The sequence below is a fragment of the Pseudomonas putida genome, assembly GCF_002906855.1.
Classification (GTDB): Bacteria; Pseudomonadota; Gammaproteobacteria; order Pseudomonadales; family Pseudomonadaceae; genus Aquipseudomonas; species Aquipseudomonas putida_N.
The window spans coordinates 863,785-890,530 of record NZ_MINI01000028.1 but is presented as its reverse complement, the minus strand read 5'-3'; the positions used below and the strand labels follow the sequence as shown (position 1 = coordinate 890,530).

The window sequence follows — 26,746 nt, the reverse complement described above, 5'->3', positions numbered from 1 at the left end:
ACTTTCGCGACGCAAGGCCCGATCAGAGGGGCGAGTCATCGGCCAACCCCTGCAGCTTGCGGTATTCGCGCAACACGTTTGGCACGTAGCGACGGGTCTCGGCGAACGGCGGTACCGCGCCGCGCCGCCGCACGGCATCGGGGCCCGCGTTGTAGGCCGCCACGGCCAGGGTGATATCATTGTCGAATAGGGTCAGCATGCGTTTCAGGTAGCGCGCCCCGCCCTGCACGTTGTCTTCGGGGTCAAGGATGTCTTCCACGCCCATCTCCTTGGCCGTGTCCGGCATCAGTTGCATCAGCCCCACCGCCCCTGCCGCCGAGCGAGCCTTCGGGTTGTAGCCTGATTCGGCCTTGATCAGCGCATGCAGCAGCGCCAGCGGCACATCGTAGTCGCGGGCCGCCGCCGCCACCAGTTCGGCATAGGGCCGCCCGGTGATCAACTGGGCACCGGCCGGGCCAGCCTGGGCAAGTGGCTCGCTGATCACCCGTTCGTAATGGCGCCCTGGCCGGTGGACGTTGCTCAGTACATAACCACCCTTGGCATCGATGGAAATGTACATGTCGGCCTGGGCGCTTGCCGCCACCAGCCAGGTCACTACCAGGATCACCACGCGCATGTCGGTCGCCTCCCCGCCGTGCCCCCCGATATGGGGGAAATGCCCCGGAAAACCCGGGCTTTTCTGCTACGACGCAAGCACTGTGCCGCTTGCCATGGCGCATGGCGCAAGGCCCCGAGGCAGACGTGCACGGCTGTTGCATGTGGCTTGAAAAAGCGTGTCACCATGCAGCGGAGGGCTTCACCATGCAGCGCAGATCCAACCCCCAACGTGGCTTCACCCTGCTTGAACTCCTGGTGGTCCTGGTGGTGCTCGGTTTGTTGGCCGGTATCGTCGCGCCCAAGTACTTCAGCCAGCTCGGTCGCTCGGAAGCCAAGGTGGCGAAGGCGCAGATCGAAGGCCTGGGCAAGGCCCTGGACCTGTACCGCCTGGAGGTGGGCCATTACCCCACCAGCGAACAGGGCCTGCAGGCGCTGGTCGCCGCCCCCAGCGGCGAGTCTCACTGGTCGGGGCCCTACCTGCAGAAGGCCGTGCCGCAGGACCCATGGGGCCGCGCTTACATCTACCGTCAGCCGGGTGAAAACGGCGGTGAGTACGACCTGCTGTCGATGGGCAAGGACGGCCAGCCCGGCGGCGATGGCGAGAACGCCGAAATCACCAGCTGGCAATGAGGAGAACTCACATGCGCTATAGCCTCAAGGCCCTCGGCAGACAGGGTATCGTACAGCTGCAGATCGACGCCGAGGATGCCGAGCACGCGCGTCGCCAGGCCGAGAACCAGGGGCTGCGGGTGGTCAGCGTGCGCGGTAAGGGCAAAGCCCTGGGCGGCCTGGTCTGGCGCCGCGCGGCGACATTCGACCTGGTGCTGTTCAGCCAGGAACTGACCACCCTGCTGCACGCCGGCCTGCCGCTGATCGATGCCCTGGAAAGCCTGGCGGAAAAATCCCCCATCGGCGCCTCGCGCAAAGTCCTGACCGAACTGGTGCGCCAGCTCTATGAAGGCCACTCGCTGTCCCAGTCTTTGGCGCAGCAGCCACGGGTCTTCCCGCCGCTGTACGTGGCGCTGGTGCAGTCCAGCGAGCGCACCGGCGCGCTGGGCGATGCCCTGGCCCGCTACATCGGTTATCGCCAGCGCCTGGATCTGGTCCGACAGAAACTGGTGGGTGCTTCGGTCTACCCGTTGCTGCTGTTGCTGGTAGGCGGCGGCGTGGTGCTGTTCCTGCTCGGCTATGTGGTGCCGCGCTTCAGCCTGGTGTTCGAGGGCATGGGCAGCGAGCTGCCCTGGATGTCCCGGGTACTGATGGACATCGGCCTGTTCCTGCATGCCCAGCAACTGCCGCTGGGACTGGCCGTTGCGGGCGGCATCGGTACGCTGGTGGTAATGCGCCGCAACCCGTTGGTACGGCGCTGTGCATCACGGCAACTGCGGCGATTGCCGGCCCTGCATCAGCGCCTGGTGATGTATGAACTGGCGCGTTTCTACCGCTCGCTGGGTATCCTGCTGCAGGGCGGCATCCCGATTCTCACCGCCATGGGCATGGCCCACGGGCTGCTCGGCAGCGCTTCGGCGCAAGGCCTTGAACAGGCCAGCCGGCGCGTCGGTGAAGGGCTGCCGTTATCGGATGCGCTGGAAGCCGGGCAGTTGGTCACGCCCGTGTCGCTGCGGCTGCTGCGGGCGGGGGAACAATCGGGGAACCTGGGGGAAATGCTGGAACGCTGCGCGGATTTCCATGATCAAGAAATCGGCCGCTGGGTGGAGTGGTTCGTGAAACTGTTCGAGCCGCTGCTGATGACCTTCATCGGGCTGCTGATCGGGGTCATCGTGATCCTGATGTATATGCCGATCTTCGACCTGGCTTCGAGTATTCATTGATCGTCGGGGGTTTTGCAGCGCCTATGGAGATCGAGCGCCGCCCGCGCGGCGCATCGCGAGCTGTGCTCGCTCCTACGTTTGTTTCGGGCCAATTATTCCTGTGGATATTGCGCGCGAACGCCTTGGCGCATGGCGCGATATCGCGTCGTACAGACAAGGCGGTCGCGCGCGCCTGTCACAGGCGTTACTGGCCAAAAACAAACGTAGGAGCGAGCACAGCTCGCGATGCGCCGCGCGGGCGGCGCTCGATCTCATAGGCGCTACAAGGCTTAAGACGAATCAGTAGTCGAACCGATCCACCGCACGCCGCCGCTCGTTGTCATCGCGCCGATCATAACCGGCGGTGGTCTGGATGTTGGCATGATGTGCCAGCTTCTGCGCGATCGACAGGTCATGCTCTTCGATCACCCGGGTGATGAACGCCCGGCGAAAATCGTGGGGCATGATCTTCACCCCCACCTGGGCACCGCGCTGGCGGGCGATGTAGTAGATCGCATGCTTGGTGATGCGGGCACGGGTGATGTGGTTGCCCCGGCGGATGCGGTTGAACAGGAACGGGTCGTCGGACGCCCCTTCAGGCAACGCCTCCCGCCGCAAGTCCAGCCAGACCTGCAGCTTCTCGAACGCCCAGGCCGGGGCGTACTTGATCAGCTGACGGTTGCCCTTGCCAGTGACCTGCAGGCTGCGCGCCTCGAAGTCGACCTGGCTGAGGTCGATGTCCACCGACTCCGACTTGCGCATCCCGGTACCGTAGAGCAAGGCGATAATGGCCGCATCGCGCACGCCCTGTGGCCGAGGGTCGGCCTCGCACACGTCCATCAGTTCGCGGATCAGGCTGCGCCGCAGGTTGCGCCCGGGCGGCAGCCGGCTGCCGGACGCCGGTTTGACCTCGCGGATACGCAACAGCTGCTCATGGTCGATCAGGCCTTGGCGCCACGCCTCGTTCATCACTCCGCGCACCGCGTTGACATACAGCGAGGAGCTGTTCGGCGCGTAGCCATCGGCGCGCAATGCCGCCACCAGCGCAATCACATGGCCAGGTTCGAGCCGGTGCCACGGCACGTCGACGAGGTTGCAGTCGACGAAGCCGAGCCGGTCGGCGGCATCCTGGAGAATGTAACGCATGGTCTGCTGGCTGGAAGGTGCCAGCCGGGCCAGGTATTGCAGCAGTGGATTTTGCGAGAGGTCGGACAAAACGTGAATCCTGAAGCGAATCGAAGCAACGGCGCGCAATGGTACCGTAAACCGCGCCGATTGATCGAACGCAAGGCGTCCGGAGCGATCTGTGGTCTAGAGTTCAGACCAAGCCAACGCCAGCGAGCTCCTATGGTTTTCCATCGCCTGACCCGTACTCACCCGCGCCTTAGCATCGCCGCACTGGTCGGCCTCATCGGCGCCTGGCTGATCCCTGCCGACGATACGGTCCAGCGCATCCTCGCCGGCTGGAACCTGGGCGTCTGGCTGTATCTGCTGTTGGTGCTGTGGCTGACCTGTAGGGCCACCCCCGACAAGGTACGCAAAGTCGCCCGTATCGAGGACGAGAACGCCGGCCTGGTCCTGTTCACCGTCTGCATCGCCGCCATCGCAAGTCTGGCCGCCGTGACCCTGCAACTGGTCTCCAGCCGCGGTTTGCAAGGCAGTGCGCTGGCCCTGCACTACCTGTACACCGGGCTGACAGTGGCCGGCTCGTGGCTGCTGATCGGCTGCATCTTCAGCCTGCACTACGCCCGCCTGTTCTACACCGGCGAGCGCAATGCGCCGGCGCTGCGCTTCCCCGACGGTGAGTGCAACCCGGATTACTGGGACTTCCACTACTTCTCGTTCACCATCAGCGTTGCCGTGCAGACCTCCGACGTCGGCGTCGGCGGGCGTGGCATGCGCCGGGTGGTGCTGGCGCATTCACTGGTAGGTTTTGTGTTCAACACGGCGATTCTGGGCTTCACCATCAATATTGCGGCAGGCCTGCTCGGCTAGTACCCGCCTGGCGCAGGCGGCGATGCGCTTGCAGGCATGTTCAAGGCGCTCGGCATCGACCACCAGTCCCATGCGCACATGCCCCGATGCACTAGGGCCGAAGGCATCACCGGGCAAAAGCGACACGCCCTCCTCCAACAGCAGGCGCTGGGCGAAGGCCTGGGCGCTGAGCCCGGTGGCACGGATATCGAGCATGACGAACATGCCGCCCGCCGGTCGATGGGCGAGCACTCCTGGGCAATCCGCCAGGGCTGCACAGACTTGGTCGCGACGCTGCCGATAGGCCTCGCGCATCGCGTACACGGCCGGCAGGTCCTGCTCCAGCGCCACGCAGACAGCGGCCATGACAAACTCCGGCAGGCCGAACAGCATCGCCATGGCCAAGGTAGCCAGGTGCGCAATCAACGGTTGCGGGCCCACCACCCAGCCCACCCGCCATCCGCTCATGGCGTGGGACTTGGACACGCTGTCGATCAGCACGCAGCGCTCGGCCATGCCCGGCAGGCTAAGTGGGTCTGCCGGTTCGCCGTCGAACAGCAAACCGCTATACACCTGATCGCACACCAGCCACAGGTCATGTTCGCGGCACAGTTGAGCCAGCAGCGCCATATCCTGCGGCGAAATGGCGGCTCCGGTCGGGTTATGCGGGGTGTTGAGCAGCAGGCCACGGGTACGCGGGGTGATCGCCCGGGCCACTGCCATCGGGTCAAGGCGAAAGCCGTGCTCCGGGCTGACAGGTACCTGCACGGGCTGTGCCTCGCAGGCGCCAAGCACGCCCTGATAGGTCACATACATGGGCTCGGCGACGATCACCTCGTCGCCGCGTTCGAACAGGCATTGGCAAACCGCGTACAGCGCGCACTGGGCACCGGCGAGGACCATCACCTGATCAGCCGAAACCTGCGTACCTGTGCGCCGGGCAATCGCCTGACGCAGCGCCAAGCTGCCGTGCACGTCGCTGTAATGGGTTTCGCCACGCTGCAGGCTGGCGATCGCCGCATCGACCACCGGCGCTGGCGTGTCGAAGTCCGGATCACCCATCGACAACAGGAAGATTTCGCGCCCATCGCGGCGCAGTGCCTGAGCCTGGTAATGAATATCCCACGCCGCAACGGCTTCGCCGGCGATGCGTTGGGTGAGCGTGGAATAGTGCATGACTGTCTCCCTGTCTGCCCAGCTCGCACCGCTCGTCCGAAACGCTGTGCGCCGAATGTGGATAAAAATAGCAGAGCAAATCGGCAACCATGCAGGCATCGTGCGGGGAAAACGTTTGCGTGGCCTTTTGCCGCCAGACGGCGTGCACGACAGGTGTGTGAACGCTGTCATGCATTCATACATTTGTCTTGTCCTGGGCCGAACATGCGGCTGTGGCAGGTGCTATGGTTAGGTTCCCGGCAGCCGAGCGAACGGCGGTCGATCACCGCGTCCAGGCAAGGACAAGGAGGCTGGCTTGAACAAGATGACGTTCCCCAACGCCTGCCAGGTGATGCGCTGGCACTTCCATCCGCTGGGCTTCGAAGCCAGCATGGATGCACCGCGCAGCATGGTTGCACGGCTGTTCGATCGGGCCACGGGCGAGACCCTGCTGGCCATTGCCGGCATCCCCTGCACGGCGATCATGGCCGCAGCAGATGTCGAACGCATCATCGAGGCCGTGGAGGCCGAGATGGAAGCCTTTGCCCCACCCTTCACTCTGCTGGATGCGGGCTAGACAACCGCTTCGGTTTCTTCGCGCAACGCCTGCAACCTGCCCATGAACTGCTCGGCCGGCACCGGCTGGCCGAGCAGATAGCCTTGCAGCGAATCACAGCCCAGGCGGGTCAGGAAGTCCTGCTGGCGGTTGGTTTCCACCCCTTCGGCAACGATGCGCAGGCCCAGTGCCTGGCCCAAGGCGACGATTGCCGAGACGATCGCGGCATCATCGCTGTCCTGTTCCAGGTCACGTACGAACCCACGGTCGATCTTCAGCTCGTTGGCGGGCAGGCGCTTGAGGTACATCAGGCTCGAATAACCGGTGCCGAAGTCGTCGATAGACAGGTCCACACCCATGTCGGAAAGCCGCTGCAGCACGGTCAGGCTGGCATCGGCGTCGTGCATGGCGGTAGTTTCGGTGATCTCCAGGGTCAGGCAGTTGGCCGGCAGGCCGTTCTCCTGCAGGGCGCGGGCAACACTGTCGACCAGGCCGGCATGGCAGAACTGGATGGCCGACAGGTTGACTGCCATGCGCCAATCGCTGTGCCCTTGCTCGAGCCACTGGCGCATCTGCCCGCAGGCTTCATCCAGCACCCATTCGCCAATCGGGATGATCAGGCCGGTCTTTTCCGCCAGGCCAATGAAACGGTCAGGCAGCATCAGCCCGTGCTGTGGGTGCTCCCAGCGCAGCAAGGCTTCGGCACCGATCGGCCTGCAAGCCTGGGCGTCGAACTTGGGCTGGTAGTGCAGGCGGAACTGACCCTGTTCGAGGGCCGCCCGCAGGTCCTGCAGCAGTTGCAACTGTTGCCGGGCGTTGCTGTTCATCGACACGTCGAAGAAGGTGTAACCGTTCTTGCCGGCGCTCTTGGCGTGGTACATGGCCGCGTCGGCGTTGCGCAGCAGTTCGAGCTGGTCCTGGCCGTTGCCGGGGTACATCACGATGCCCAGGCTGGCTGTGAGTTGCAGGTCATGCTCGGCGACGCGGAAGGCACGCGACACCAGGTTGACCTGCTTGACCGCGACATCCATGGCATCTTCCGGCTCCTGCAGTTCCACCAGCAGCACGAACTCGTCACCGCCGATGCGCGCCAAGGTGTCCTGGCTGTGCAGGTGGCCGCGCAGGCGAGCCGCCACGGCCTTGAGCAGCAGGTCGCCAACATGATGGCCAAAGGCGTCGTTTACCGGCTTGAAACCATCCAGGTCAATGAACATCAGCGCAAAGCAGCCACCCTGCTCCGCCACCTTGCCAATCGCCTGCTCGATGCGGTCGGACAACAGCGTGCGGTTGGGCAGCCCAGTCAAGGTGTCGTGCAAAGCCAGCTGGGTCAGTTCCTGGTTGGCCAGGGTCAACGAGTGGGCCAGTGCTGCCGTGCGTGCTTCCAGGCGCGCATCCAGCACCGACGTGAGCAACGCTACGGCCAGCACTGCCAAGGTGGTGATCAACACCAGATAGACCAGGCCATCACCCTGCAGGCCGCTCACCAGCGCGCCACAGTAGCTGCCCTCGGGGAAATTCGCCGCGGCCATGCCGGTGTAGTGCATGCCGACGATGGCAACACCCATCACCATGGCCGCCAGGCCGCGGATCTGGCGCACGTAGGGGGTGTGCTGACGGAGGCGGAAGGCGATCCACAATGCGGCCGCCGAAGCGCCTACCGCTATGGCCAGCGAGGCACCGAACAAGGTCGGGTCATAATCGATCCCGGGCAGCATGCGCAGTGCAGCCATGCCGGTGTAATGCATACAGGCGATACCAGTGCCCATGATCAGGGCGCCAAAGGCCAGCTGCAGCCGGGGCAGGCTTGGCTGGCTTACCAGCCACAGGGCGAAGCCGGAAGACAATACTGCGATCACCAGCGAGAGCGCGGTCAGGCCGATGTCGTAGCCCAGGGAGATAGGTAAGCTGAAAGCGAGCATGCCTATGAAGTGCATCGACCACACGCCGATGCCCATGGCAAGCGCCCCCCCGCCCATCCACAAATACATGGCACGGCCCTTGGCCGTGGCGATGCGGCCAGTCAGGTCAAGGGCGGTGTAAGAAGCAAGGATGGCTACGCAAAGTGAAATCAGCACCAGCGCGGAGGAATAACTACCGGTCAGCATCGGAAAATCCAGCTCGGGACAGGGGGCCCGGAAAAACTGGCGATTGTACTCAAGCTTTGGCGAAACGCACGGAGTTTGTGCGAATGGGAATGGATCCAACGAATGACAAGAGATTTCGGAATGCTTGAGTTAGAGCGCTTTCATTACTGAATGAAGGCACATTGCCATTTGTCGATTGACCCGCATTTTGTAGGAGCGCCCCGGCAAGGCCGCTCCTAGAATGAATGTGGCTTAGTCCTGTTGGGCAAATGCTTGTTCGCCATCCCAGCCGCCACCCAGCGCGGCAATCAGCTGCACGCTGGCCACCAACCGCCCTTGCAGCAGGGTCAACACACTACGTTCGTTACTCAACGCGGTGGTCTGCACGTTGACCACATCGAGGTAACCGATCAGGCCCGCCCGGTACTGGTTCTCGGTCAGGCGCAACGATTCGCGTGCCGCTTCCAGCGCTTCCTGGCGTACCACGGCTTCATCGGCGTACACCTTCAACTGCACCAGGAAGTTCTCCACCTCCTTGAAGCCGTCGAGCACGGTCTGGCGGTATTGCGCCACGGTCTGATCATACACCGCCCTGGTGCGGTCAACCTCGGCGCTACGCTTGCCGGCGTCGAACAAGGTCATTGCCAATTGCGGCCCCACCGACCAGTAGCGGTTGGGCAGCTCGATCCAGTTGCTGAAGCTGCTGCTGGAATAGCCGCCGCTCATGCTCAGGCTCAAGTCCGGGAAGTAGGCGGCGCGGGCCACGCCGATATTGGCGTTGGCGGCCATCACGTTGCGCTCGGCAGAGGCGATGTCCGGGCGGCGTTCGAGCAGTTGCGACGGCAGCGCCACCGGAATCTGCGGCAGTGCCGGAATGCTTTTGCTGTCGGCCAGGGAGAACTCCGCCGGGGCCTTGCCCAGCAGTACGGCGATGGCGTTCTCGAACTGCGCGCGCTGCCAGATCAGGTCGATCAGGTCAGCCTGTGTGGACTTCAGCTGGGTACGCGCCTGGGCCACTGCGTCCGGGCCGGCGACGCCGGCACGGTACTGGTTCTCGTTCATCCGCAGTGACCGCTCGTAGGTCGCGACAGTCGCTTCGAGCAAGCGCTTCTGCTCGTCGATCACCCGCAGCTGGAGGTAGTTCTGCACAAGCTCCGACTGCTGACTGAGGCGGATCGCGGCCAGGTCGGCGAAGCTGGCTTCGGCACTGGCTTCATTGGCATTCATGGTTTCGCGCAGCTTGCCCCACAGGTCGATTTCCCAGCTGACACCGAGCTGCGCGTTGTAGGTGTTGCGGATACCGCTGCTGTTGTTGGACAGGCTCGAACTGGAGCTGCCGGTGCCTTGTGCCGAGCGGTTCTTGGTTGCTGTCAGGTCCAGGCTGGGGAACAGCGACGCCCGGCTGCTGCGCACCAAGGCCTGGGCCTGGCGGTACTGGGCTTCCGATTGCGCGACGGTCTGGTTGCTGCGGTTGAGTTCCTCGACCAGCGCGTTCAGCCCGGCATCACCGTAGATCTCCCACCAGGCGCCACGGGCGATGGCATCGGACGGGTTGGCCTGGGTCCAGCCTTCGGCCTGCTTGTATTGTGCCGGCGTGCTCAGTTCCGGGCGGTGGTAGTCCGGGCTCAGGGTACAGGCACTGAGCATGGCCACGCACAGCCCGGCACCGGCCAGGCGTGAGCCCCGCCCACGGGTCAGCAGCTGCAAGGCACGGTGAAGTCGGGTCTGGGCGAAGTTCATAGCGGTGTGTCCAGGGCGGCGTCGGTGCGGATACCGCGCCAATGGTTGAATCGGTGACGCAGGCGGTCCAGGTACAGGTACACCACCGGCGTCGTGTAAAGGGTCAGCAGCTGGCTGACGACCAGGCCGCCGATGATGGTCAGGCCCAGCGGCTGGCGCATTTCCGCACCTTCGGCGCGGCTGATCAGCAGCGGCAAGGCGCCGAGGATGGCCGCCAGGGTGGTCATCAGGATCGGCCGCAAGCGCAGCAGGCAGGCGCGGCGGATCGACTCTTCCGGGCTCAGGCCCTGGTGGCGCTCAAGTTGCAGCGCCAAGTCGATCATCAGGATGGCGTTCTTCTTCACCACGCCGATCAGCAGGAACAGGCCCAGCAGCGAGATCAGGCTGAACTCGCCGCCCGTGGCGTACAGCGCGAGCAAGGCACCGACACCGGCCGAGGGCAAGGTCGACAGAATGGTCAGCGGGTGGATGTAGCTTTCGTAGAGAATGCCCAGCACCAGATACACCAGCACCAGCGCACCGAGGATCATGAACGGCTGCCCTTCCTGGGTCTTGGCGAAGGCGCTGGCCGTGCCGCCGAGCTTGGCGATGACCTCCTCGGGCAGGCCAAGCTTTGCCACTTCCCGCTCCACCGCGGCCATGGCCTGGTCGGGGCTGTAGCCTTCGGCAACGTCGAAGGCGATGTCTTCGGAGGCGAACTGGCCTTCGTGGCTGACCCGGTCATTGGCCAGGCTGTTCTCATAGTGGGCAATGGTCGACAGCGGCACCCGCGCACCGTCGCTGGTGATCACCTGCACCTGTTCCAGGGTGCTCGGGTCCCAGGCGTATTTCGGATTGATCTCCAGGACCACCTGGTACTGGTTCAGGCTGTCGTAGATGGTCGAGATCTGCCGCTGGCTGTAGGCGTTGTTCAGCACCGCAGTGACCATGTCCATGTCGATGCCCAGGCGCTTGGCCTGGTCACGGTCGACCACCAGGGTCACCTGCTGCGTACCGGAGCCGTCGCGGGCGTCGATGGCAGTCAGTTCGGGCAATGCGCGCAGGGCCGCGACCACCTTGGGGAACCACTGGCGCAGGGCCGCCAGGTCGCCGCTCTGCAAGGTATACAGATACTGCGAAGAGGTCTGGTCACGGCCACCGCCGCCCAGCTGCAGATCCTGGTCGGCCATCAGGAACAGCCGCCCACCCGGTACCTTGGGCATTTCCTTGCGCAGGCGTTCGATGACCTTCTGCGCATCGAGCTTGCGCTCGTTGATCGGCTTCAGCCGCACCAGCACCATGGCGTTGTTGGTGCCGCTGTTGCCACCGATGAAGCCGGCCACGCTTTCCACCGCCGGGTCGGCGAGCAAGGCACGGCGGTAGATCTCCATCTTCGGCTGCATCACGCTGAACGACAGGCCGTCGTCGCCGCGGATAAAGCCCATCAGCTGACCGGTGTCCTGTTGCGGCATCAGGGTCTTGGGCACCACCACGTACAGGGCGATGTTCAGGCCGATGGTCGCCAGCAGGCTGATCAGGGTCAGCCGCTTGTGGCGCAGGGCCCAGCCGAGGCTGCGGTCGTAGACATCGACCATGCGCTGGTGAGCCTTGTCGCTCCAGCGTTGCAGGCGTGTCGGTTCGGCGCGGTGAGGCTTGAGCCAACGGGCACAGAGCATCGGCGTGAGGGTCAGCGACACCACCAGCGAGACGATGATCGCCGCCGCCAGGGTGATCGAGAACTCCTGGAACAGGTTGCGCACGATGCCGCCCATGAACAGGATCGAGACGAACACGGCCACCAGCGAGACGTTCATCGAGAGCAAGGTGAAGCCGACTTCCTTGGCGCCGAGGAACGCCGCGCGCATCGGCGGCTGGCCATCCTCGATGTGCCGGGAGATGTTCTCCAGCACCACGATGGCATCGTCCACCACCAGGCCGGTGGCCAGGATCAGCGCCATCAGCGACAGGTTGTTCAACGAGAAACCGCACAGATACATCACCGCGAAGGTGCCCACCAGCGACACCGGTACCGCGAGGCTGGGAATCAGCGAAGCGCGCAGGCTGCCGAGGAACACGTAGACCACCAGGATCACCAGTACCACGGCGATCAGCAGGGTGTGCTCGGCCTCCTTGAGAGTGGCCTTGATCACCGGTGAGCGGTCCATGGCCACGTTCAGCTGGACGCTGGCCGGCAGCAATGACTGCAGGGCCGGCAGCTGTGCCTTGATCTGGTCGACGGTTTCGATGATGTTGGCGCCGGTCTGGCGGTTGACCACCAGTAGCACGGCGCTCTGGTCGTTGAAGAAGCCGCTGTTGTAGCGGTTCTCGACGCCATCGGTGACGGTGGCCACGTCAGACAGGCGCAAGATCGTGCCGTTCGACTGGCGGATCACGATCGGCTCGTAGTCCTTGGCGGTTTCCAGCTGATCGTTGGCACGCACCTGCCAGTTGCGCTCGGCATCCTCGACAAAGCCCATGGGCCGGCGCTGGTTGGCGTTCGACACCGCCGTGCGCACCTCGTCCAGAGACAGGCTGTACTGGTTGAGCAACTGCGGTTCCACGGCAATGCGCACCGCCGGCAGCGAGCTGCCGCCGATCTGCACTTCCCCTACCCCGCTGACCTGGGCCAGGCTCTGCGACAGGATGGTGTCGGCCAGGTCGTACAGCTGGCCCTTCTGCAACACACTGGAGGTCAGCGAGAGCACCATGATCGGCGCCTGCGACGGGTTGATCTTCTTGTAGGTGGGCATGCTGCGCATGCCGCTGGGCAGCAGGTTGCGCGTGGCATTGATCGCCGCCTGCACCTCACGGGCGGCACCGTCGATGTCGCGGCCCATCTCGAAGCCGATGATCACCCGGGTCGAGCCCTGGTTCGAGCTGCTGGTCAGGGTGGTGACGCCGGCGATGCTGCCGAGCTTGCGCTCCAGCGGCGTGGCCACGGTGGCGGCCATGACCTCGGGGCTGGCCCCGGACAGGTTGGCCGACACCACGATCACCGGGAAGTCCATTTGCGGCAACGGCGCCACCGGCAGCAGGCCGAAGCTGACACCGCCGAGCAGCATGATCGCCAGGCTCAGCAGCATGGTCGCCACTGGCCGGCGGATGAACGGTCCGGACAGGTTCATGCCTCGGCCTGCTGCGCGTCAGCGGCCGGGCGCCAGCGGCGGGCCAGGCGGTCGAAGTACAGGTAGATGACGGGTGTGGTGAACAGCGTCAGCACCTGGCTGACCAGCAGGCCACCGACCATCACCAGGCCCAGCGGCTGCCGCAGCTCGGCACCGGAACCGGTGGCCAGCATCAGCGGTACGGCGCCAAACAGCGCGGCCAGGGTGGTCATCAGGATTGGCCGGAAGCGCAGCAGCGCCGCCTGGTAGATTGCATCGCGCGGGCTCATGCCCTGGTTGCGCTCGGCCTCCAGGGCAAAGTCGATCATCATGATCGCGTTTTTCTTGACGATGCCGATCAGCAGGATGATGCCGATGATGGCGATCATGCCCAGGTCATTGCCGCTGAGGATCAACGCCAGCAAGGCGCCGACTGCCGCCGATGGCAAGGTCGAAAGGATGGTCACCGGGTGGATGTAGCTCTCATAGAGCACGCCCAGCACTATGTACATGGTCACCACGGCCGCCAGAATCAGCAGCAAGGTGCTCGACAGCGAGGCTTGGAAGGCTTCTGCGGCACCCTGGAAGCGGGTCTGCACGCCGAGCGGCATGCCGATGTCCTGCTGCACCTGTTCGATCGCCTTGACCGCTTCGCCCAGCGACGCGCCATGGGCCAGGTTGAACGACAGCGTCACCGCCGGGAACTGGCCGATATGCGAAATGGCCAGCTGCGCCTGGCGCTGCTCGATACGCGCCAGCGCCGACAGCCGCACCTGGCCGCCATCGGTGGCCTTGACGTGGATCGACTCCAGCGCCTGCGGGCCGATGACCGCCGCGTCCTGCGCCTGCAACACCACGCGGTACTGGCTGGCCTGGGTGTAGATGGTGGAAATCTGCCGCTGGCCGAAGGCGTCGTACAGCGCGTTGGTGATCTGCGATACGGTGATGCCCAGGCGGCTGGCCATGTCACGGTCGATCACCAGGTACACCTGCAGGCCCTTGTCCTGCAGGTCACTGGCCACGTCCTGCAGCTCCGGGCGTTCCTGCAGGGCCTGCACCAGTTTGCCGCTCCACTGCGCCAGCAGCTCGGCGTCGGGCGACGACAGGCTGAACTGGTACTGGGTACGGCTGACCCGGTCCTCGATGCTCAAGTCTTGCACCGGCTGCATGAACAGGCGGATACCGACCAGCTTGTCGAGTTGCGGCTGCAGCCGGCTGATCACTTCACCGGCGGTGACGTCACGCTCGCCGTGGGGTTTGAGGTTGATCAGCAGGCGGCCGCTGTTGAGCGTGGCGTTGTCGCCGTCGACACCGATGTAGGACGACAGGCTCTGCACCGCCGGGTCCTGCAGGATGACCTTGCTCAGGGCCTGCTGGCGCTCGCTCATGGCGGCGAACGAAGTCGACTGCGGCGCTTCGGAAATGCCCTGGATCACCCCGGTATCCTGCTGGGGGAAGAAGCCCTTGGGCACAACCATGTACAGCAGCACGGTCAGCGCCAGGGTCGCCACCGCCACCAGCAGGGTCAGCGGCTGGTGCTTGAGCACCCACTGCAGGCCGCGGCCGTAGTGTTCGATCATCCAGTCGATCCAGGCACCGCTGGCGCGGTAGAAGCGGCCCTGCTCTTCCTCCTTGGGCTCGCGCTTGAGCAGGCGCGCGCACATCATCGGGGTCAGGGTCAGCGACACCACCAACGAAATCAGGATGGCCACCGCCAGGGTGATGGCGAATTCGCGGAACAGGCGGCCGACCACGTCGGCCATGAACAGCAGCGGGATCAGCACGGCGATCAGCGAGAATGTCAGCGAGATCAGGGTGAAGCCGATCTGCCTGGCGCCCTTCAGCGCTGCCTGCAGCGGCGTTTCGCCTTCCTCGATGTGGCGCGAGATGTTTTCGAGCATGACGATGGCATCGTCGACCACGAAACCGGTGGCGATGGTCAGGGCCATCAGCGTCAGGTTGTTGACCGAGAAGCCGGCCAGGTACATCACGCCAAAGGTGCCAATCAGCGACAGCGGTACGGCGATCGAGGGAATGATCGTGGCGCTGAAGCGGCGCAGGAACACAAAGGTGACCATCACCACCAGCACGATGGCGATCAGCAGCTCATGCTGCACGTCCTTGACCGCAGCGCGGATGGTCTGAGTGCGGTCGGTGAGCACCGAGACATCGAGGCCGGCCGGCAGATTGTCGGTGATCGATGGCAGCAGTTCCTTGATGCGGTCGACCACCTCGATGACGTTGGCACCCGGCTGGCGCTGGATGTTCAGCAGCACGGCCTGGTTCTGGTTGGCCCATGCGGCCAGGCGTTCGTTCTCGGCGCCGTCGACGATTTCGGCGACATCCTTCAGGCGCAGCGGCGCGCCATTGTTGTAGGCAAGGATGAGGTTGGCGTATTCCTCGGGCGAGCGCAGCTGGTCGTTGGCGTCGAGCATCGACACCCGAGTCGGGCCGTCGAAGTTGCCCTTGGGCTGGTTGACGTTGGACGCGCCGATCAGGGTGCGCACGTCGTCGAGGTTGAGGCCGTTGGCCGCCAGCGCATCGACGTTGACCTTGATCCGCACCGCCTGGCGCTGGCCGCCAGCGATGCTGACCATGCCCACGCCACTGATCTGGGCGAGCTTCTGCGCCACCCGGGTATCGACCAGGTCGTTGAGTTTGGGCAGCGGCATGGTCTTGCTGGTGATGGCCAGGGTCAGCACCGGGGTGTCGGCCGGGTTGACCTTGTTGTACACCGGCGGCGCCGGCAGGTCAGTGGGTAGCAGGTTGCTGGCGGCGTTGATCGCGGCCTGCACCTGTTGCTCGGCGACATCCATGTTCATGTCCAGGCTGAAGCGCAGGGTCAGCACCGAGGCACCACCGGAACTGGTCGACGCCATCTGCTCAAGGCCCGGCATCTGGCCGAACTGGCGTTCCAGCGGGGCGGTGACTGCACTGGTCATGACCTGCGGGCTGGCGCCCGGGTAAAGGGTCATGACCCGGATGGTCGGGTAGTCGACCTGGGGCAAGGCCGACACCGGCAGCAGCTTGTAGGCGATCAGGCCAGCCAGGACGATGGCCAGCATGGTCAGCGTGGTGGCGACCGGACGAAGGATGAACAGGCGTGACAGGTTCATGCGCCCGCCTTGCCTGCCGCTTTGCCGGAAGGTGCTTCATCGGCCTGCGCCGAACCCTTGGCGTCCTGGCCCTGCAGGTGCTGGCCCGGGGTGGTCGGCACTTGCGAGCTATCTTCGACCACTTCGACCTTGGTGCCTTCACGCAGGCGGTCGGTGCCTTCCAGCACAAGGCGTTCGCCGGCCTTGAGGCCGTCAAGGATGACGCTGTTCTGGCCATCGCTGGCGCCGACCTTGAGCTTGCGGATATTGACCGTACTCTGGTCATTGACCACATAGGCGAAGGTGCCGTCGTTGCCGAACTGCACGGCCGCTGCCGGCGCCAACACCACCTGCTTGAGGGTGTCGGCCAGCAGGCGCACGTTGACGAACTGGTTGGGGAACAGGGCCAGGTCCTTGTTCTCGAAGCGGCCCTTGAACTTCAGGGTACCGGTGGTGGTGTCGATCTGGTTGTCGATGCTGCCCAGCACGCCGGTCGCCTGCAGTTTGCTGTCGGTGCGATCCCAGGCCTCGACCGGCAGGCTGGCGCCACTGCGGTAACGGTCGAGCACGGTGTTCAGCTCGGTTTCGGGCAGGGTGAAGGCGACACTGATCGGCTCGGTCTGAGTGATCACCACCAGGGCGGTGGTGTCGTTGGCCGCCACCAGGTTGCCCAGGTCGAGCTGGCGCAGGCCCACGCGGCCGTTGATGGGGGCGCGGATCTGGGTGAAATCGAGGTTCAGGCGGGCATCGTTGACCTGAGCCTGGTTGGTCTTGACCAGCCCCAGGAACTGCGCGACCTGGGCTTCGGCGGTGTCGAGGGTCTGCTTGGCGATGCTGTCCTGGGCGTAGAGGCCTTTGTAACGCGCCAGGTCGACTTGGGCGTTCTTCAGCTGTGCCTGGTTCTGTGCCAGGGTGCCTTCGGCCTGCTGCAGGGCGATGCGGTAGGGGCGCGGGTCGATTTCAGCGAGCACGTCGCCGGTCTTGACCTGCTGGCCCTCCTTGAAATGGATCTTGACCAGCTCGCCGGCCACTCGGCTGCGCACATTCACCGTGTTGGTCGCCGTGACCGTGCCCAGGGCCTTGTAGTAGAGCGGGAAGTCGCCCACCCGCACCGGTTCGACGCGCACCGGCACCGGGTCGGTGGAGCCGCCGAAGCCCGGCCTGCCCATGCCCATGCCTTTGCCGCCGCGTCCGCCTCCGGCCGCTTTGTGGTCAGGCGTTGCCGCAGGCCACAGCCACCAGGCCAGCAAGGCCACCAGCAGCAGGATCAGCAGGCCGACGAGCCAGCGACGAGGGGATCGGGAATTGGACACTTGCATGGGTTGAACGAACCTTGTTCGGAAATGGTGGCTTGCGAGGATGAACGATAAGCACTGGCATCGTTATAGCAAAGGCTCTTTACCAGAGGTTTACCTTTGCCTGACGTTGCCAAAAGGTTGAACTTTAAATGAAAACGGCCCGGAAAGCGTTCCGGGCCGTTACAGGGTGTTGCTTGGAGAGGGGCCAGGCAGAAGAGTTCCTTTACCCTCCCCCAGGCAATCCTTACTTCAGCACAGCCAGGGCTGCGTCGTAGTTCGGCTCGTCGGCGATTTCGCCAACCAGCTCGCTGTGCAGCACCTTGTCGTTCTCGTCCAGCACCACCACGGCACGGGCAGCCAGGCCGGCCAGCGGGCCGTCGGCGATGGCAACGCCGTAGTTCTCGAGGAACTCGCGGCCACGCAGGGTCGACAGGTTCTTCACGTTCTCCAGGCCTTCGGCACCGCAGAAGCGCGCCTGGGCGAACGGCAGGTCGGCCGAAATGCACAGCACCACGGTATTGGCCACGTCGTTGGCCTGGGCGTTGAACTTGCGCACGGAAGTGGCGCAGGTCGGGGTGTCGACGCTCGGGAAAATGTTCAGCACCTTGCGCTTGCCGGCGTAGTCCTTCAGCGACTTGTCGGCCAGGCCTTCACCCACCAGGGAGAAAGCCGGAGCCTGGGCGCCGGCCTGTGGCAGGTTGCCTTTGACCTGAACCGGGTTGCCTTTGAGGGTCACTTGAGCCATGACGAAATCCTTATGCGGGGTTTGAAAAGGACACTGAGTTAATCATGAAGGCGGCCGGGTGCCTATGGGCACATTGAAATTGTTCTATTTCCAGACAATTCCTGTGGACAAAAAAAAGCCCGGATGGCGACAAACGCTCCGGACTTTTCTTATTGCAGACAGCGAATCAGCCGATCAGGCCGTACACTACCGAGGTCAGTGCAACCACGCCGATCACCACCACAAACACGTTCGACAGCACACCGCTGTACTTACGCATCGACGGCACGCGACGGATGGCGTACATCGGCATCAGGAACAGCAGCACGGCGAGGATCGGGCCGCCCAGCGATTCGATCATGCCGAGGATGCTCGGATTGAGGGTGGCGACGATCCAGCAGACCACCAGCATCAGCGCGGCGACCACACGGTCCAGGGTCTTGGCACCCGGGCGAGCGCCGGTCTTGGCGATGATGCCCTTGAGGCCCTCACTGGCACCGATGTAGTGACCCAGGAACGACTTGGCAATCGCGACAAAGGCGATCAGCGGCGCGGCAAAGGCAATGGTCGGGTTGCTGAAGTGGTTGGCCAGGTACGACAGGATCGACAGGTTCTGCGCCTTGGCTTCGGCCAGCTGGGCGCTGCTCAGGGTGAGCACGCAGCTGAACACGAAGAACAGCACCATCACCACCATCAGCAGGTGGGCACGGCGCAGGATCTGGCCGCTGCGCTCGTCGGCGTGCTCGCCATAGCTGCGCTTCTGGTCAACGGCGAAGGCCGAGATGATCGGCGAATGGTTGAACGAGAACACCATCACCGGAATGGCCAGCCACAGCGTATGCAGGAAGGCCGAGCCCGACGGCACCTGGGCGGCGCTGTCGAGGATGCCACCGGTCCAGTGCGGGATCAGGTACAGGCCGAGCAGCCCCAGGGCCACGATGAACGGATACACCAGCAGGCTCATGACCTTGACAGTGGCCTGCTCGCCGCAGCGCACGATGGCCAGCAGGCCGAGGATCAGCACGAATGACAGGATGACCCGCGGTGGCGGCGCCATGTGCAGCTGGTGCTCCATGAAGCTGCTGACGGTGTTGGTCAGTGCCACGCTATAGATGAGCAGGATCGGGAAGATCGCGAAGAAGTACAGCACAGTGATCAACGCACCGGCCTTGATGCCGAAATGCTCTTCGACCACTTCGGTGATGTCGCCCCCGTTACGCCCGGACAGCACGAAGCGGGTCAGGCCACGGTGGGAGAAATAGGTCATCGGGAAGGCCAGCGCGGCCAGAATCAGCAGCGGCCAGAAGCCGCCGAGGCCGGCGTTGATTGGCAGGAACAAGGTCCCCGCGCCGATGGCTGTGCCGAACAGGCCCAGCATCCAGGTGGTGTCGTTACGCGACCAGGCGCCGAGGGTGGCGGGGGTCGATTCTACAAAGCGTTGTTCAACGCTTGGGGCCTGCTCATTCATTCCGGGTGAAGCTCCACTCGCAAGACTGCAACAGGCTGAGAATGGCGAACTAGACGATTCGCCCAACTCAACCGGGGAAGAGGGGCGCGATTGTGCACGGAAAGGTTGCACTTGCGAAGCCCCGTCCGAGGGACGGTTGCACTTGTCTTTACAAGCAGGTTGTGCCGAGGGTGCTACTTCACGCCGCGTTCAATGCAAAAGGCCGCTCTCACTAGCCTGTAAGAGCGGCCTTTTGTCGCGAGCAGCGAGCGGTAACAGCCCGTTGCGCAGTTACTTCTGTACGGCAGCGAACGCTTCGGCAACCCGTTGCAGGTTGGCCGGGCGCAGGCCGGACATGCACACCCGGCCGCTGTCGATCAGGTACACACCGAACTCGTCACGCAGGCGACGCACCTGCTCGACGCTGAAGCCGGTGTAGCTGAACATGCCGCGCTGGCGCAGGAAGAACTGGAAGTCCTGGCCTGGCAGCAGCACCGCCAAGGCATCGACCAGCGCCTGGCGCATGTCGAGGATACGCTTGCGCATCACTTCCACTTCTGCGGCCCACTGGGCGTTGAGTACTTCATCGTTGAGCACGCCAGCCACCAGCTGGGCACCGAAGTTGGGTGGGCTGGAGTAGTTGCGGCGCACGGTGGCCTTGAGCTGGCCGAGCACGCTCTGGGTGGTGGCTTCGTCGTCGCAGACCACCGACAGGCCCCCTACCCGCTCGCCGTACAGCGAGAAGATCTTGGAGAACGAGTTGCTGACCAGGCACGGTACACCGGCACGGGCCATTTCGCAGATGGCGTAGGCGTCTTCGACCAGGCCTTCGCCGAAGCCCTGGTAGGCGATGTCGAGGAACGGGATCAGCTGGCGCGCCTTGACCACTTCCACCACCTGTTGCCACTGCGCCGGCTCGAGGTCGGCACCGGTCGGGTTGTGGCAGCACGGGTGCAGCAGCACGATGCTGTTGGCCGGCAGGCCCTGCAGGGTCTGCAGCATGCCGTCGAAGTCGACGCCACGGCTGGCCTGGTCGAAGTATGGGTAGGTGTGCACCTTGAACCCGGCACCTTCGAAGATGGCGCGGTGGTTGTCCCAGGTCGGGTTACTGACCCAGACTTCCGACTGCGGGAAATAGCGCTTGAGGAAGTCGGCACCGACTTTCAACGCGCCGGAGCCGCCAACGGTCTGCACGGTGGCCACGCGCTTGCCGGTCACGGCCGGGTGGTCGGCACCGAACAGCAGCGCTTGGATCGCCTGGCGGTAGCTGGCCAGGCCTTCCATCGGCAGGTACAGCGAGGCTTCATGGGCTTGGCCGGCAATGCGCTTTTCCACCGCATCCACCGCTGCCAGCTGCGGCACCACACCGGCCTCATCGTAATACAGGCCGATACTCAGGTTGACCTTGTCGGCGCGCGGGTCGGCCTTGAAGGTTTCCATCAACGAGAGGATCGGGTCGCCGGCATAGGCATCGACATGTTTGAACACAGCGTGCAGCTCCTTGGATCAGGACAGTTCGGAAAGACTGCCCTGAGGATACCCGGAGTCGGGCCCAAGGAACATCACATAAGTGCAAGGTTGTCTATGCAACTTTGCACAACGGCTCAGCCGAGTAGCGCCTTCAGGCCCTGCAGCTCCTGTTCGGTCAGTGCCACCCCTTCGCGCTCGGCCACTTCCCGCTCGCGGTAGCGGCGCTCGCCCGGCATGCGCGACAACCCTGCAGCCTGCATGTGCTCGACCAGTTCGCGGCTGCGCTGGGCAAACCGGCCACCCTCGGCCTTGCTCGGATCGATGACGATGATCAGCTGCCCGGTCCAGGGTGTTTTCGCGCCCGGGTGCCGCGACCAGTCGAATTCCCAGGAAAAATGCCCGCCAGTCAGCGCCGCCGCCAGCAATTCGACCATCATCGACAGCGCCGACCCCTTGTGCCCGCCAAACGGCAACAGTGCGCCGCCTTCGAGAATGGCCTTGGGGTCGGTGGTCGGCAGGCCCTGGGCATCCACGCCCATTCCCTCGGGCAGTGCCTGGCCGGCACGCGCGGCGATCTGTACGTCGCCATGGGCCATGGCACTGGTGGCCATGTCGAAGACGATCGGGTCATGCCCGGCACACGGCGCAGCAAAGGCAATCGGGTTGGTGCCGAACAGCGGTTTGCGTGCACCGTGCGGCACCACGCAGGTCATGCTGTTGACCACGCTCAGTGCCACCAGCCCCTCATCGGCAAAGGGTTCGACATCGGGCCACAGCGCGGCGAAATGGTGCGAATTGTGGATCGCCAGCACGGCGATGCCAGCGCTGCGGGCCTTTTCCACCAGCAACTCCCGGGCCGCTGCCAATGCAGGCTGGGCGAAGCCACCGGCAGCATCCACGCGCACATAGCCTGGCGCCAGATCGGTCACTTGTGGTGTGGCACGCCCGTCGACCCAGCCACTGGCCAGGGTCGAAACGTAACCGGGAATACGAAACACGCCATGGCTGTGAGCGCCATCGCGCTGGGCACTGGTGCAGTTGTGGGCCAGCACGGTGGCCACCGCTTCGCTGCAGCCGTGACGCTGGAAGATCGCTTGCAACAGCCCCTGCAGTGCAGTGACGGGCACGCGCACGAGCGGGCTGGTGGAAGGTGCGGACATCTGTAGCTCCTTTTTTGGAATTGGAATGGCAACAGCGTATGCAACGACAAAAACTTTCCGATAAGTGACAGCTATCTGTCAAATGTTGACGACATGACAGAAAACAGCCATTTTCTATTCCACGCCTTACCTGGAGCAGCAGCATGAGCCAACCGATCAAGCAACGCCTGGAAAACAGCCTGCAAGGGGCCGCTGCCTCAGGCCGCAAGATCGCCAGCTACATGCTCGCCAACCTGCACGAACTGCCGTTCCAGACCTCGGCCAGCATTGCCGAGAAGCTGGGTGTCAGCGAATCCAGCGTCGGCCGTTTCTGCCGCTCCCTCGGTTATGCCCATCTCAAGGCGCTCAAGCAAGACTTGCAGAGTGACCTCGGCGACGGGCCATGGCTGATGGGTGATCGCCTGCAAGAATATCGCCAGAACCAGGACGTCAGCGATAACGCCGGTAGCCTGGAGCGGGAAATCGCGGCCCTGGTGCGTGTTCACGAATACCGCCAGAGCGATGCCTGGCACACCGTGGCACAGCGCCTGGCGGTAAAGCCACGGGTGTGTATCGCCGGCTTCCAGACCGAGCGCGGCATCGCCATGTGCATGAGCCACTTGCTGCAATACCTGCGCGACGGCGTGCTGCTGGTCGATGGCAGCGCCGGGCACTTCGGCGACGTGCTGCTCGGCCGCAGCGAGGACACCGCGCTGGTGGTGTTCGAGGCCCGCCGCTATTCACGCCATGCCCAGCAGCTGTGCCAGAAGGCACGCGCCGCCGGCATCCCGGTCACCCTGGTGACCGACACCTTCTGCGACTGGGCCGATGCCCATGCCGACGAAGTGTTCCGCATCCCCACCGAATTCAACCTGTTCTGGGAGTCCACCGCGACCATGCTGTCGTGGGTACACCTGATGGTCAACGAGGTCTGCAAGAAGCTCGGGCCTGATGTTGAAAAACGCTTGGAAGCGACTGCCGCTCTACATAACGAGTTCGTCGGCTACACCTCGTGGCCGGCGGGCAAACAACAATAGCAAGAGTGCAAGAGGTGCGAGATGAACAAGACCATGGCTATGCTGGGTGCGTGTGCCCTGCTGCTGGCGGGTAACGCCAGCGCCGAGACCCTGCGCTTCGCCACCGAAGGCGCCTACCCGCCCTTCAACTATGTCGATGCCGATAACCAGCTGCACGGCTTCGACATCGACATCACCCACGCCCTGTGCGAACAGATGAAGGTCAAATGCACCCTGGTCGCCCAGGACTGGGAAGGCATCATCCCGGCCTTGATGGCGCGCAAGTACGATGCCGTGGTGGCGTCGATGATCGACACCGAGGAACGGCGCAAGAAAATCGCCTTCACCGACCACTACTACCGCACCCCGCTGACCGTCGCCGTGGCCAAGGACAGCAAGATCGGCGACGCCCAGACCAAGTTTGACGGCTACACGGTCGGTGCCCAGTCGTCCTCGACCCAGGCCATCTATGCCGAAGACGTGTACGCCAAGGCCGGCGCCGATGTGAAGCTGTACCCGACCATGGACGAGGCCAACGCCGACCTCGCCGCTGGCCGCCTGGACGGGGTGATCGCCGACAAGTTCCCGCTGCACGAGTGGATGAACAAGAACGGCGCCGACTGCTGCAAGATCCTTGGCGATGTTGCCAACACCAAGGCCGACGCCGCGATTGCCGTGCGCAAGGACGACGATGCCCTGCGCCAGCGGCTGAACACCGCACTGGCCGAGATCGTCGCCAACGGCACCTACCAGAAGATCGCCAGCAAGTACTTTGCCTTCGATATCTACAACTGATCTGTAGGGGGCATGCGCTTTCCGTAGGGGAGCGCATGACCCATCCAAGGGGTTCGTCATGCTCGATCAATTGTCCTTGCTGTCCTTCGCCAGTGGTGGCTGGGGCCAGGCGCTGCTGGCCGGCGCCCTGGTCACCGTTTCCCTGGCCCTCGCCTGCCTGCCCATCGGCCTGCCGCTGGGCCTGGCTGTGGCCCTGGCGGCGCGTTCGCGCAAGCGCCTGCCACGCGCCTGGGCCACCACCTTTTCCACGGTATTCCGCGGCCTGCCCGAGCTGCTGACCTTGCTGATCATCTATTACGGCTGCCAGATTGCCGCGCAAAAGCTGCTGGCGGCCATGGGTTATGAAGGCGAATTCCTGATCAACACCTTCCTGGCCGCGATGATCGCCTTCAGCCTGGTATTCGCAGCGTTCTCCAGCGAGATCTGGCTGGCGGCGTTCAAGACCCTGCCCAAAGGGCAACTGGAGGCCTGCTCGGCGCTGGGCCTGAGCAAGCGCACCGGGTTCTTCAAAGTGGTGCTGCCGCAACTGACCCGCATCGCCCTGCCGGGCCTGTCGAACAACTGGCTGTCGCTGCTCAAGGACACCTCACTGGTGTCGACCATCTCGTTGGTCGATCTGATGCGCCAGACCAACCTGGCAGTCAGCGTGACCAAGGAGCCGATGTTCTTCTATGGCGTCGCCTGCCTGGGTTACCTGCTGTTCTCGGCCGCCTCGGGACGGGTGTTCGCCTATATCGAGCGGCGCAGCAACCGCCACCTGCAAGGAGCACGCGCATGAGTGCCGAACAACTACTGGGCCTGGTGCTGGACCCGGACCTGCTGGAACGCTACGGCCCGCGCTTCGTCGAGGGCCTGATAGTAACCGCCAAGCTGGTGGCTATCTCCTTCAGCCTGGGCGCCGTGCTCGGCCTGCTGCTGGCCCTGGCGCGCATGTCGCGCCAACGACTGCTGCAGCGCATGGCGGCCGGCTACATCTACTTCTTCCGCGGCTCGCCGCTGCTGGCACAGCTGTTCCTGCTGTATTACGGCCTAGGCTCGCTCAAAGGCTTCTGGCAGGACGTCGGGCTCTGGTGGTTCTTCCGTGAAGCCTGGTTCTGCACGCTGCTGGCATTCACCCTGAACACCGCCGCCTACCAGGCCGAGATCTTCCGCGGCAGCCTGATGGCCGTGGCTCCGGGCCAGTACGAAGCGGCACGGGCGCTGAACCTGAAACGCTCGACCACCTTCTTCAAGGTCATCCTGCCGCAATCGTTGCTGGTGGCCATCGGGCCGCTGGGCAACGAGCTGATCCTGATGATCAAGGCCAGCGCCATCGCCTCGCTGGTGACCATCTACGATCTGATGGGCGTGACCAAACTGGCGTTCTCGCGCAGTTTCGATTTCCAGATCTACCTCTGGGCCGCAGTGCTCTACCTGGTGATCGTCGAGCTGGTCCGGCGCTTGCTCAAACACCTGGAAGCTCGCCTGGGCCGCCACCTGAACTGACCGAAGGATACATCCATGCATTGCCAGACCCTTGTTCTCGGCGCCGGCATCGTCGGCGTCAGCACCGCACTGCACCTGCAGGCCCGCGGTCGCCAGGTGATCCTGATTGACCGCGACGACCCCGGCAGCGGCACCAGCCATGGCAACGCCGGGCTGATCGAGCGCTCCAGCGTGATCCCCTATGCCTTCCCCCGGCAATTCGGCGCCTTGCTGCGCTACGGCCTGAATCGCCAGCCCGATGTGCGCTACAGCCTGCTGCACCTGCCCAAGGCGGCGCCCTGGCTGCTGCGCTACTGGCAACAGTCGGCGCCCGGTCGCCTGGCCGGTGCGGCGGCCGACATGCTGCCGCTGGTGCAGCGCAGTGTCGAGGAACACGATGCGCTGATCCACGCCGCCGGCCTGGAAGGGCTGATCCAGGCCAAAGGCTGGATCGAGGTCTATCGCGAACCGGCGCTGTTCGAGCAAGCCAAGGCCGAACTCAAGGGCCTGGCCCGTTACGGCCTGCAGTACGAAATCCTCGAACGCAACCAGTTACAGGCGCGCGAACACCAGCTCGACAGCACCGTGGTCGGTGGCATCCACTGGCTCGACCCGAAGACCGTCAACAACCCCGGCGCCCTCACCCGTGGCTACGCGGCGCTGTTCGTGCAGCGTGGTGGGCAGTTCCTGCATGGTGATGCGCGCAGCCTGCGCCAGGTCGACGGCCAATGGCAGGTCGACAGCCAACGGGGGCCGATTACCGCCGACGAGGTGGTGGCCTGCCTGGGGCCGCAGTCGGGCGACCTGTTCGAGCGCTTGGGCTACCGCATTCCGCTGGGCATCAAGCGTGGCTACCACATGCATTACGGCACCCGTGACGGCGCGCAGCTGCAGCACTCAGTCTGCGACACTCAGGGCGGCTATGTCCTGGCGCCCATGGCCCGTGGCGTGCGCCTGACCACCGGCATCGAGTTCGCCGCCAGTGACGCGCCGGGCAACGAAATCCAGCTCAAGCGCTGCGAAGCCCTGGCCCGCAAGCTGTTCCCGGCCCTGGGTGAGCGTCTCGATGACAAACCCTGGCTCGGCCGCCGGCCGTGCCTGCCCGACATGCGCCCGGTGATTGGCCCGGCGCCTCGGCACAAAGGCCTGTGGTTCAACTTCGGCCACGCCCACCACGGCCTCACCCTCGGCCCGGTCAGCGGCCGCCTGGTGGCCGAACTGCTCACCGGCGAGCGCCCCTTCACCGACCCTGCGCCTTACAGCGCGGCTCGTTTCGACTGACACCCAGCGGGAGAACA

21 protein-coding genes are annotated in these 26,746 nt (G+C 64.3%); 9 read left to right on the top strand and 12 right to left on the bottom strand.

From position 1 onward, the window contains the following. Positions 1–22: 22 nt before the first annotated feature. Positions 23–616: a lytic transglycosylase domain-containing protein gene (locus BGP85_RS04410; RefSeq protein WP_103447498.1), complete on the bottom strand. Its 594-nt coding sequence runs from the start codon at positions 614–616 to the stop codon at positions 23–25. Positions 617–801: 185 nt separating this feature from the next. On the opposite strand from BGP85_RS04410, the gene gspG reads away from it, so the two are divergent. Together gspG and BGP85_RS04400 are read left to right on the top strand one after the other, a co-directional pair. Next, positions 802–1,227, top strand: coding sequence for a type II secretion system major pseudopilin GspG (gspG, locus tag BGP85_RS04405; RefSeq protein WP_103447499.1), 426 nt, complete (start codon positions 802–804; stop codon positions 1,225–1,227). A gap of 11 nt (positions 1,228–1,238) precedes the next feature. Beyond that, the gene (locus BGP85_RS04400; protein ID WP_103447500.1) at positions 1,239–2,429 is read left to right on the top strand and encodes a type II secretion system F family protein; all 1,191 of its coding nucleotides are present in this window, start codon (positions 1,239–1,241) and stop codon (positions 2,427–2,429) included. A gap of 279 nt (positions 2,430–2,708) precedes the next feature. Here BGP85_RS04400 and BGP85_RS04395 read toward each other — a convergent pair whose 3' ends face one another. Next, positions 2,709–3,623 (bottom strand): site-specific integrase, encoded by a 915-nt coding sequence (locus BGP85_RS04395; RefSeq protein ID WP_103447501.1) that lies wholly within the window; start codon positions 3,621–3,623, stop codon positions 2,709–2,711. 132 nt (positions 3,624–3,755) lie between these two features. Between BGP85_RS04395 and BGP85_RS04390 the strand changes: the two genes are divergently transcribed. Further along, a complete protein-coding gene (locus BGP85_RS04390) occupies positions 3,756–4,403 on the top strand; it encodes a DUF1345 domain-containing protein (RefSeq protein ID WP_103447502.1) in 648 nt (215 codons plus the stop codon). Here BGP85_RS04390 and BGP85_RS04385 read toward each other — a convergent pair. Next, a complete protein-coding gene (locus tag BGP85_RS04385) occupies positions 4,329–5,558 on the bottom strand; it encodes a pyridoxal phosphate-dependent aminotransferase (RefSeq protein WP_103447503.1) in 1,230 nt (409 codons plus the stop codon). The two genes, BGP85_RS04390 and BGP85_RS04385, sit on opposite strands and share 75 nt — an antisense overlap. A 295-nt stretch (positions 5,559–5,853) precedes the next feature. Here BGP85_RS04385 and BGP85_RS04380 point away from each other — a divergent pair, with 295 nt between their 5' ends. Beyond that, complete coding sequence (locus tag BGP85_RS04380) at positions 5,854–6,114, top strand: DUF1652 domain-containing protein (protein WP_085678880.1); 261 nt, start codon at positions 5,854–5,856, stop codon at positions 6,112–6,114. Here the strand turns inward: BGP85_RS04380 and BGP85_RS04375 are convergent. The 9 genes from BGP85_RS04375 to BGP85_RS04335 form a co-directional block, all read right to left on the bottom strand. Then, complete coding sequence (locus BGP85_RS04375) at positions 6,111–8,198, bottom strand: putative bifunctional diguanylate cyclase/phosphodiesterase (protein ID WP_103447504.1); 2,088 nt, start codon at positions 8,196–8,198, stop codon at positions 6,111–6,113. The two genes, BGP85_RS04380 and BGP85_RS04375, sit on opposite strands and share 4 nt — an antisense overlap. Before the next feature lie 231 nt (positions 8,199–8,429). After that, on the bottom strand, positions 8,430–9,917 hold the full coding sequence (locus BGP85_RS04370) for an efflux transporter outer membrane subunit (protein ID WP_103447505.1): 1,488 nt from the start codon (positions 9,915–9,917) through the stop codon (positions 8,430–8,432). Then, positions 9,914–13,021, bottom strand: coding sequence for an efflux RND transporter permease subunit (locus BGP85_RS04365; RefSeq protein ID WP_103447506.1), 3,108 nt, complete (start codon positions 13,019–13,021; stop codon positions 9,914–9,916). Before BGP85_RS04365 ends, BGP85_RS04370 begins: the two co-directional genes overlap by 4 nt. Next, a complete protein-coding gene (locus BGP85_RS04360) occupies positions 13,018–16,116 on the bottom strand; it encodes an MdtB/MuxB family multidrug efflux RND transporter permease subunit (RefSeq protein WP_103447507.1) in 3,099 nt (1,032 codons plus the stop codon). The genes BGP85_RS04365 and BGP85_RS04360 overlap by 4 nt, the downstream gene beginning before the upstream one ends. Further along, entirely contained in the window at positions 16,113–17,414 is a 1,302-nt protein-coding gene (locus tag BGP85_RS04355; RefSeq protein ID WP_103447508.1) for an MdtA/MuxA family multidrug efflux RND transporter periplasmic adaptor subunit, read from the bottom strand. Before BGP85_RS04355 ends, BGP85_RS04360 begins: the two co-directional genes overlap by 4 nt. A gap of 223 nt (positions 17,415–17,637) precedes the next feature. Beyond that, complete coding sequence (tpx, locus tag BGP85_RS04350) at positions 17,638–18,138, bottom strand: thiol peroxidase (RefSeq protein ID WP_079228358.1); 501 nt, start codon at positions 18,136–18,138, stop codon at positions 17,638–17,640. Between the two features lie 166 nt (positions 18,139–18,304). Next, a complete protein-coding gene (locus BGP85_RS04345) occupies positions 18,305–19,585 on the bottom strand; it encodes a serine/threonine transporter (RefSeq protein WP_103447509.1) in 1,281 nt (426 codons plus the stop codon). Positions 19,586–19,855: 270 nt separating this feature from the next. Next, a complete protein-coding gene (locus tag BGP85_RS04340; protein WP_103447510.1) occupies positions 19,856–21,052 on the bottom strand; it encodes an amino acid aminotransferase in 1,197 nt (398 codons plus the stop codon). A gap of 116 nt (positions 21,053–21,168) precedes the next feature. Beyond that, entirely contained in the window at positions 21,169–22,194 is a 1,026-nt protein-coding gene (locus BGP85_RS04335; RefSeq protein WP_103447511.1) for an Ldh family oxidoreductase, read from the bottom strand. Between the two features lie 143 nt (positions 22,195–22,337). Between BGP85_RS04335 and BGP85_RS04330 the strand changes: the two genes are divergently transcribed. Genes BGP85_RS04330 through BGP85_RS04310 form a run of 5 tightly spaced genes read left to right on the top strand, consistent with a single transcriptional unit; the run spans position 22,338 to position 26,729 of the window. Beyond that, on the top strand, positions 22,338–23,210 hold the full coding sequence (locus BGP85_RS04330; RefSeq protein WP_103447512.1) for a MurR/RpiR family transcriptional regulator: 873 nt from the start codon (positions 22,338–22,340) through the stop codon (positions 23,208–23,210). 21 nt (positions 23,211–23,231) lie between these two features. After that, positions 23,232–23,984 (top strand): transporter substrate-binding domain-containing protein, encoded by a 753-nt coding sequence (locus BGP85_RS04325; protein ID WP_103447513.1) that lies wholly within the window; start codon positions 23,232–23,234, stop codon positions 23,982–23,984. 58 nt (positions 23,985–24,042) lie between these two features. Continuing rightward, the gene (locus BGP85_RS04320) at positions 24,043–24,762 is read left to right on the top strand and encodes an ABC transporter permease (RefSeq protein WP_060485113.1); all 720 of its coding nucleotides are present in this window, start codon (positions 24,043–24,045) and stop codon (positions 24,760–24,762) included. Then, a complete protein-coding gene (locus BGP85_RS04315) occupies positions 24,759–25,469 on the top strand; it encodes an ABC transporter permease (RefSeq protein ID WP_103447514.1) in 711 nt (236 codons plus the stop codon). The genes BGP85_RS04320 and BGP85_RS04315 overlap by 4 nt, the downstream gene beginning before the upstream one ends. A gap of 15 nt (positions 25,470–25,484) precedes the next feature. Further along, positions 25,485–26,729, top strand: a complete 1,245-nt coding sequence (locus tag BGP85_RS04310) for an NAD(P)/FAD-dependent oxidoreductase (RefSeq protein ID WP_103447515.1) — start codon at positions 25,485–25,487, stop codon at positions 26,727–26,729. Positions 26,730–26,746: the final 17 nt, after the last annotated feature.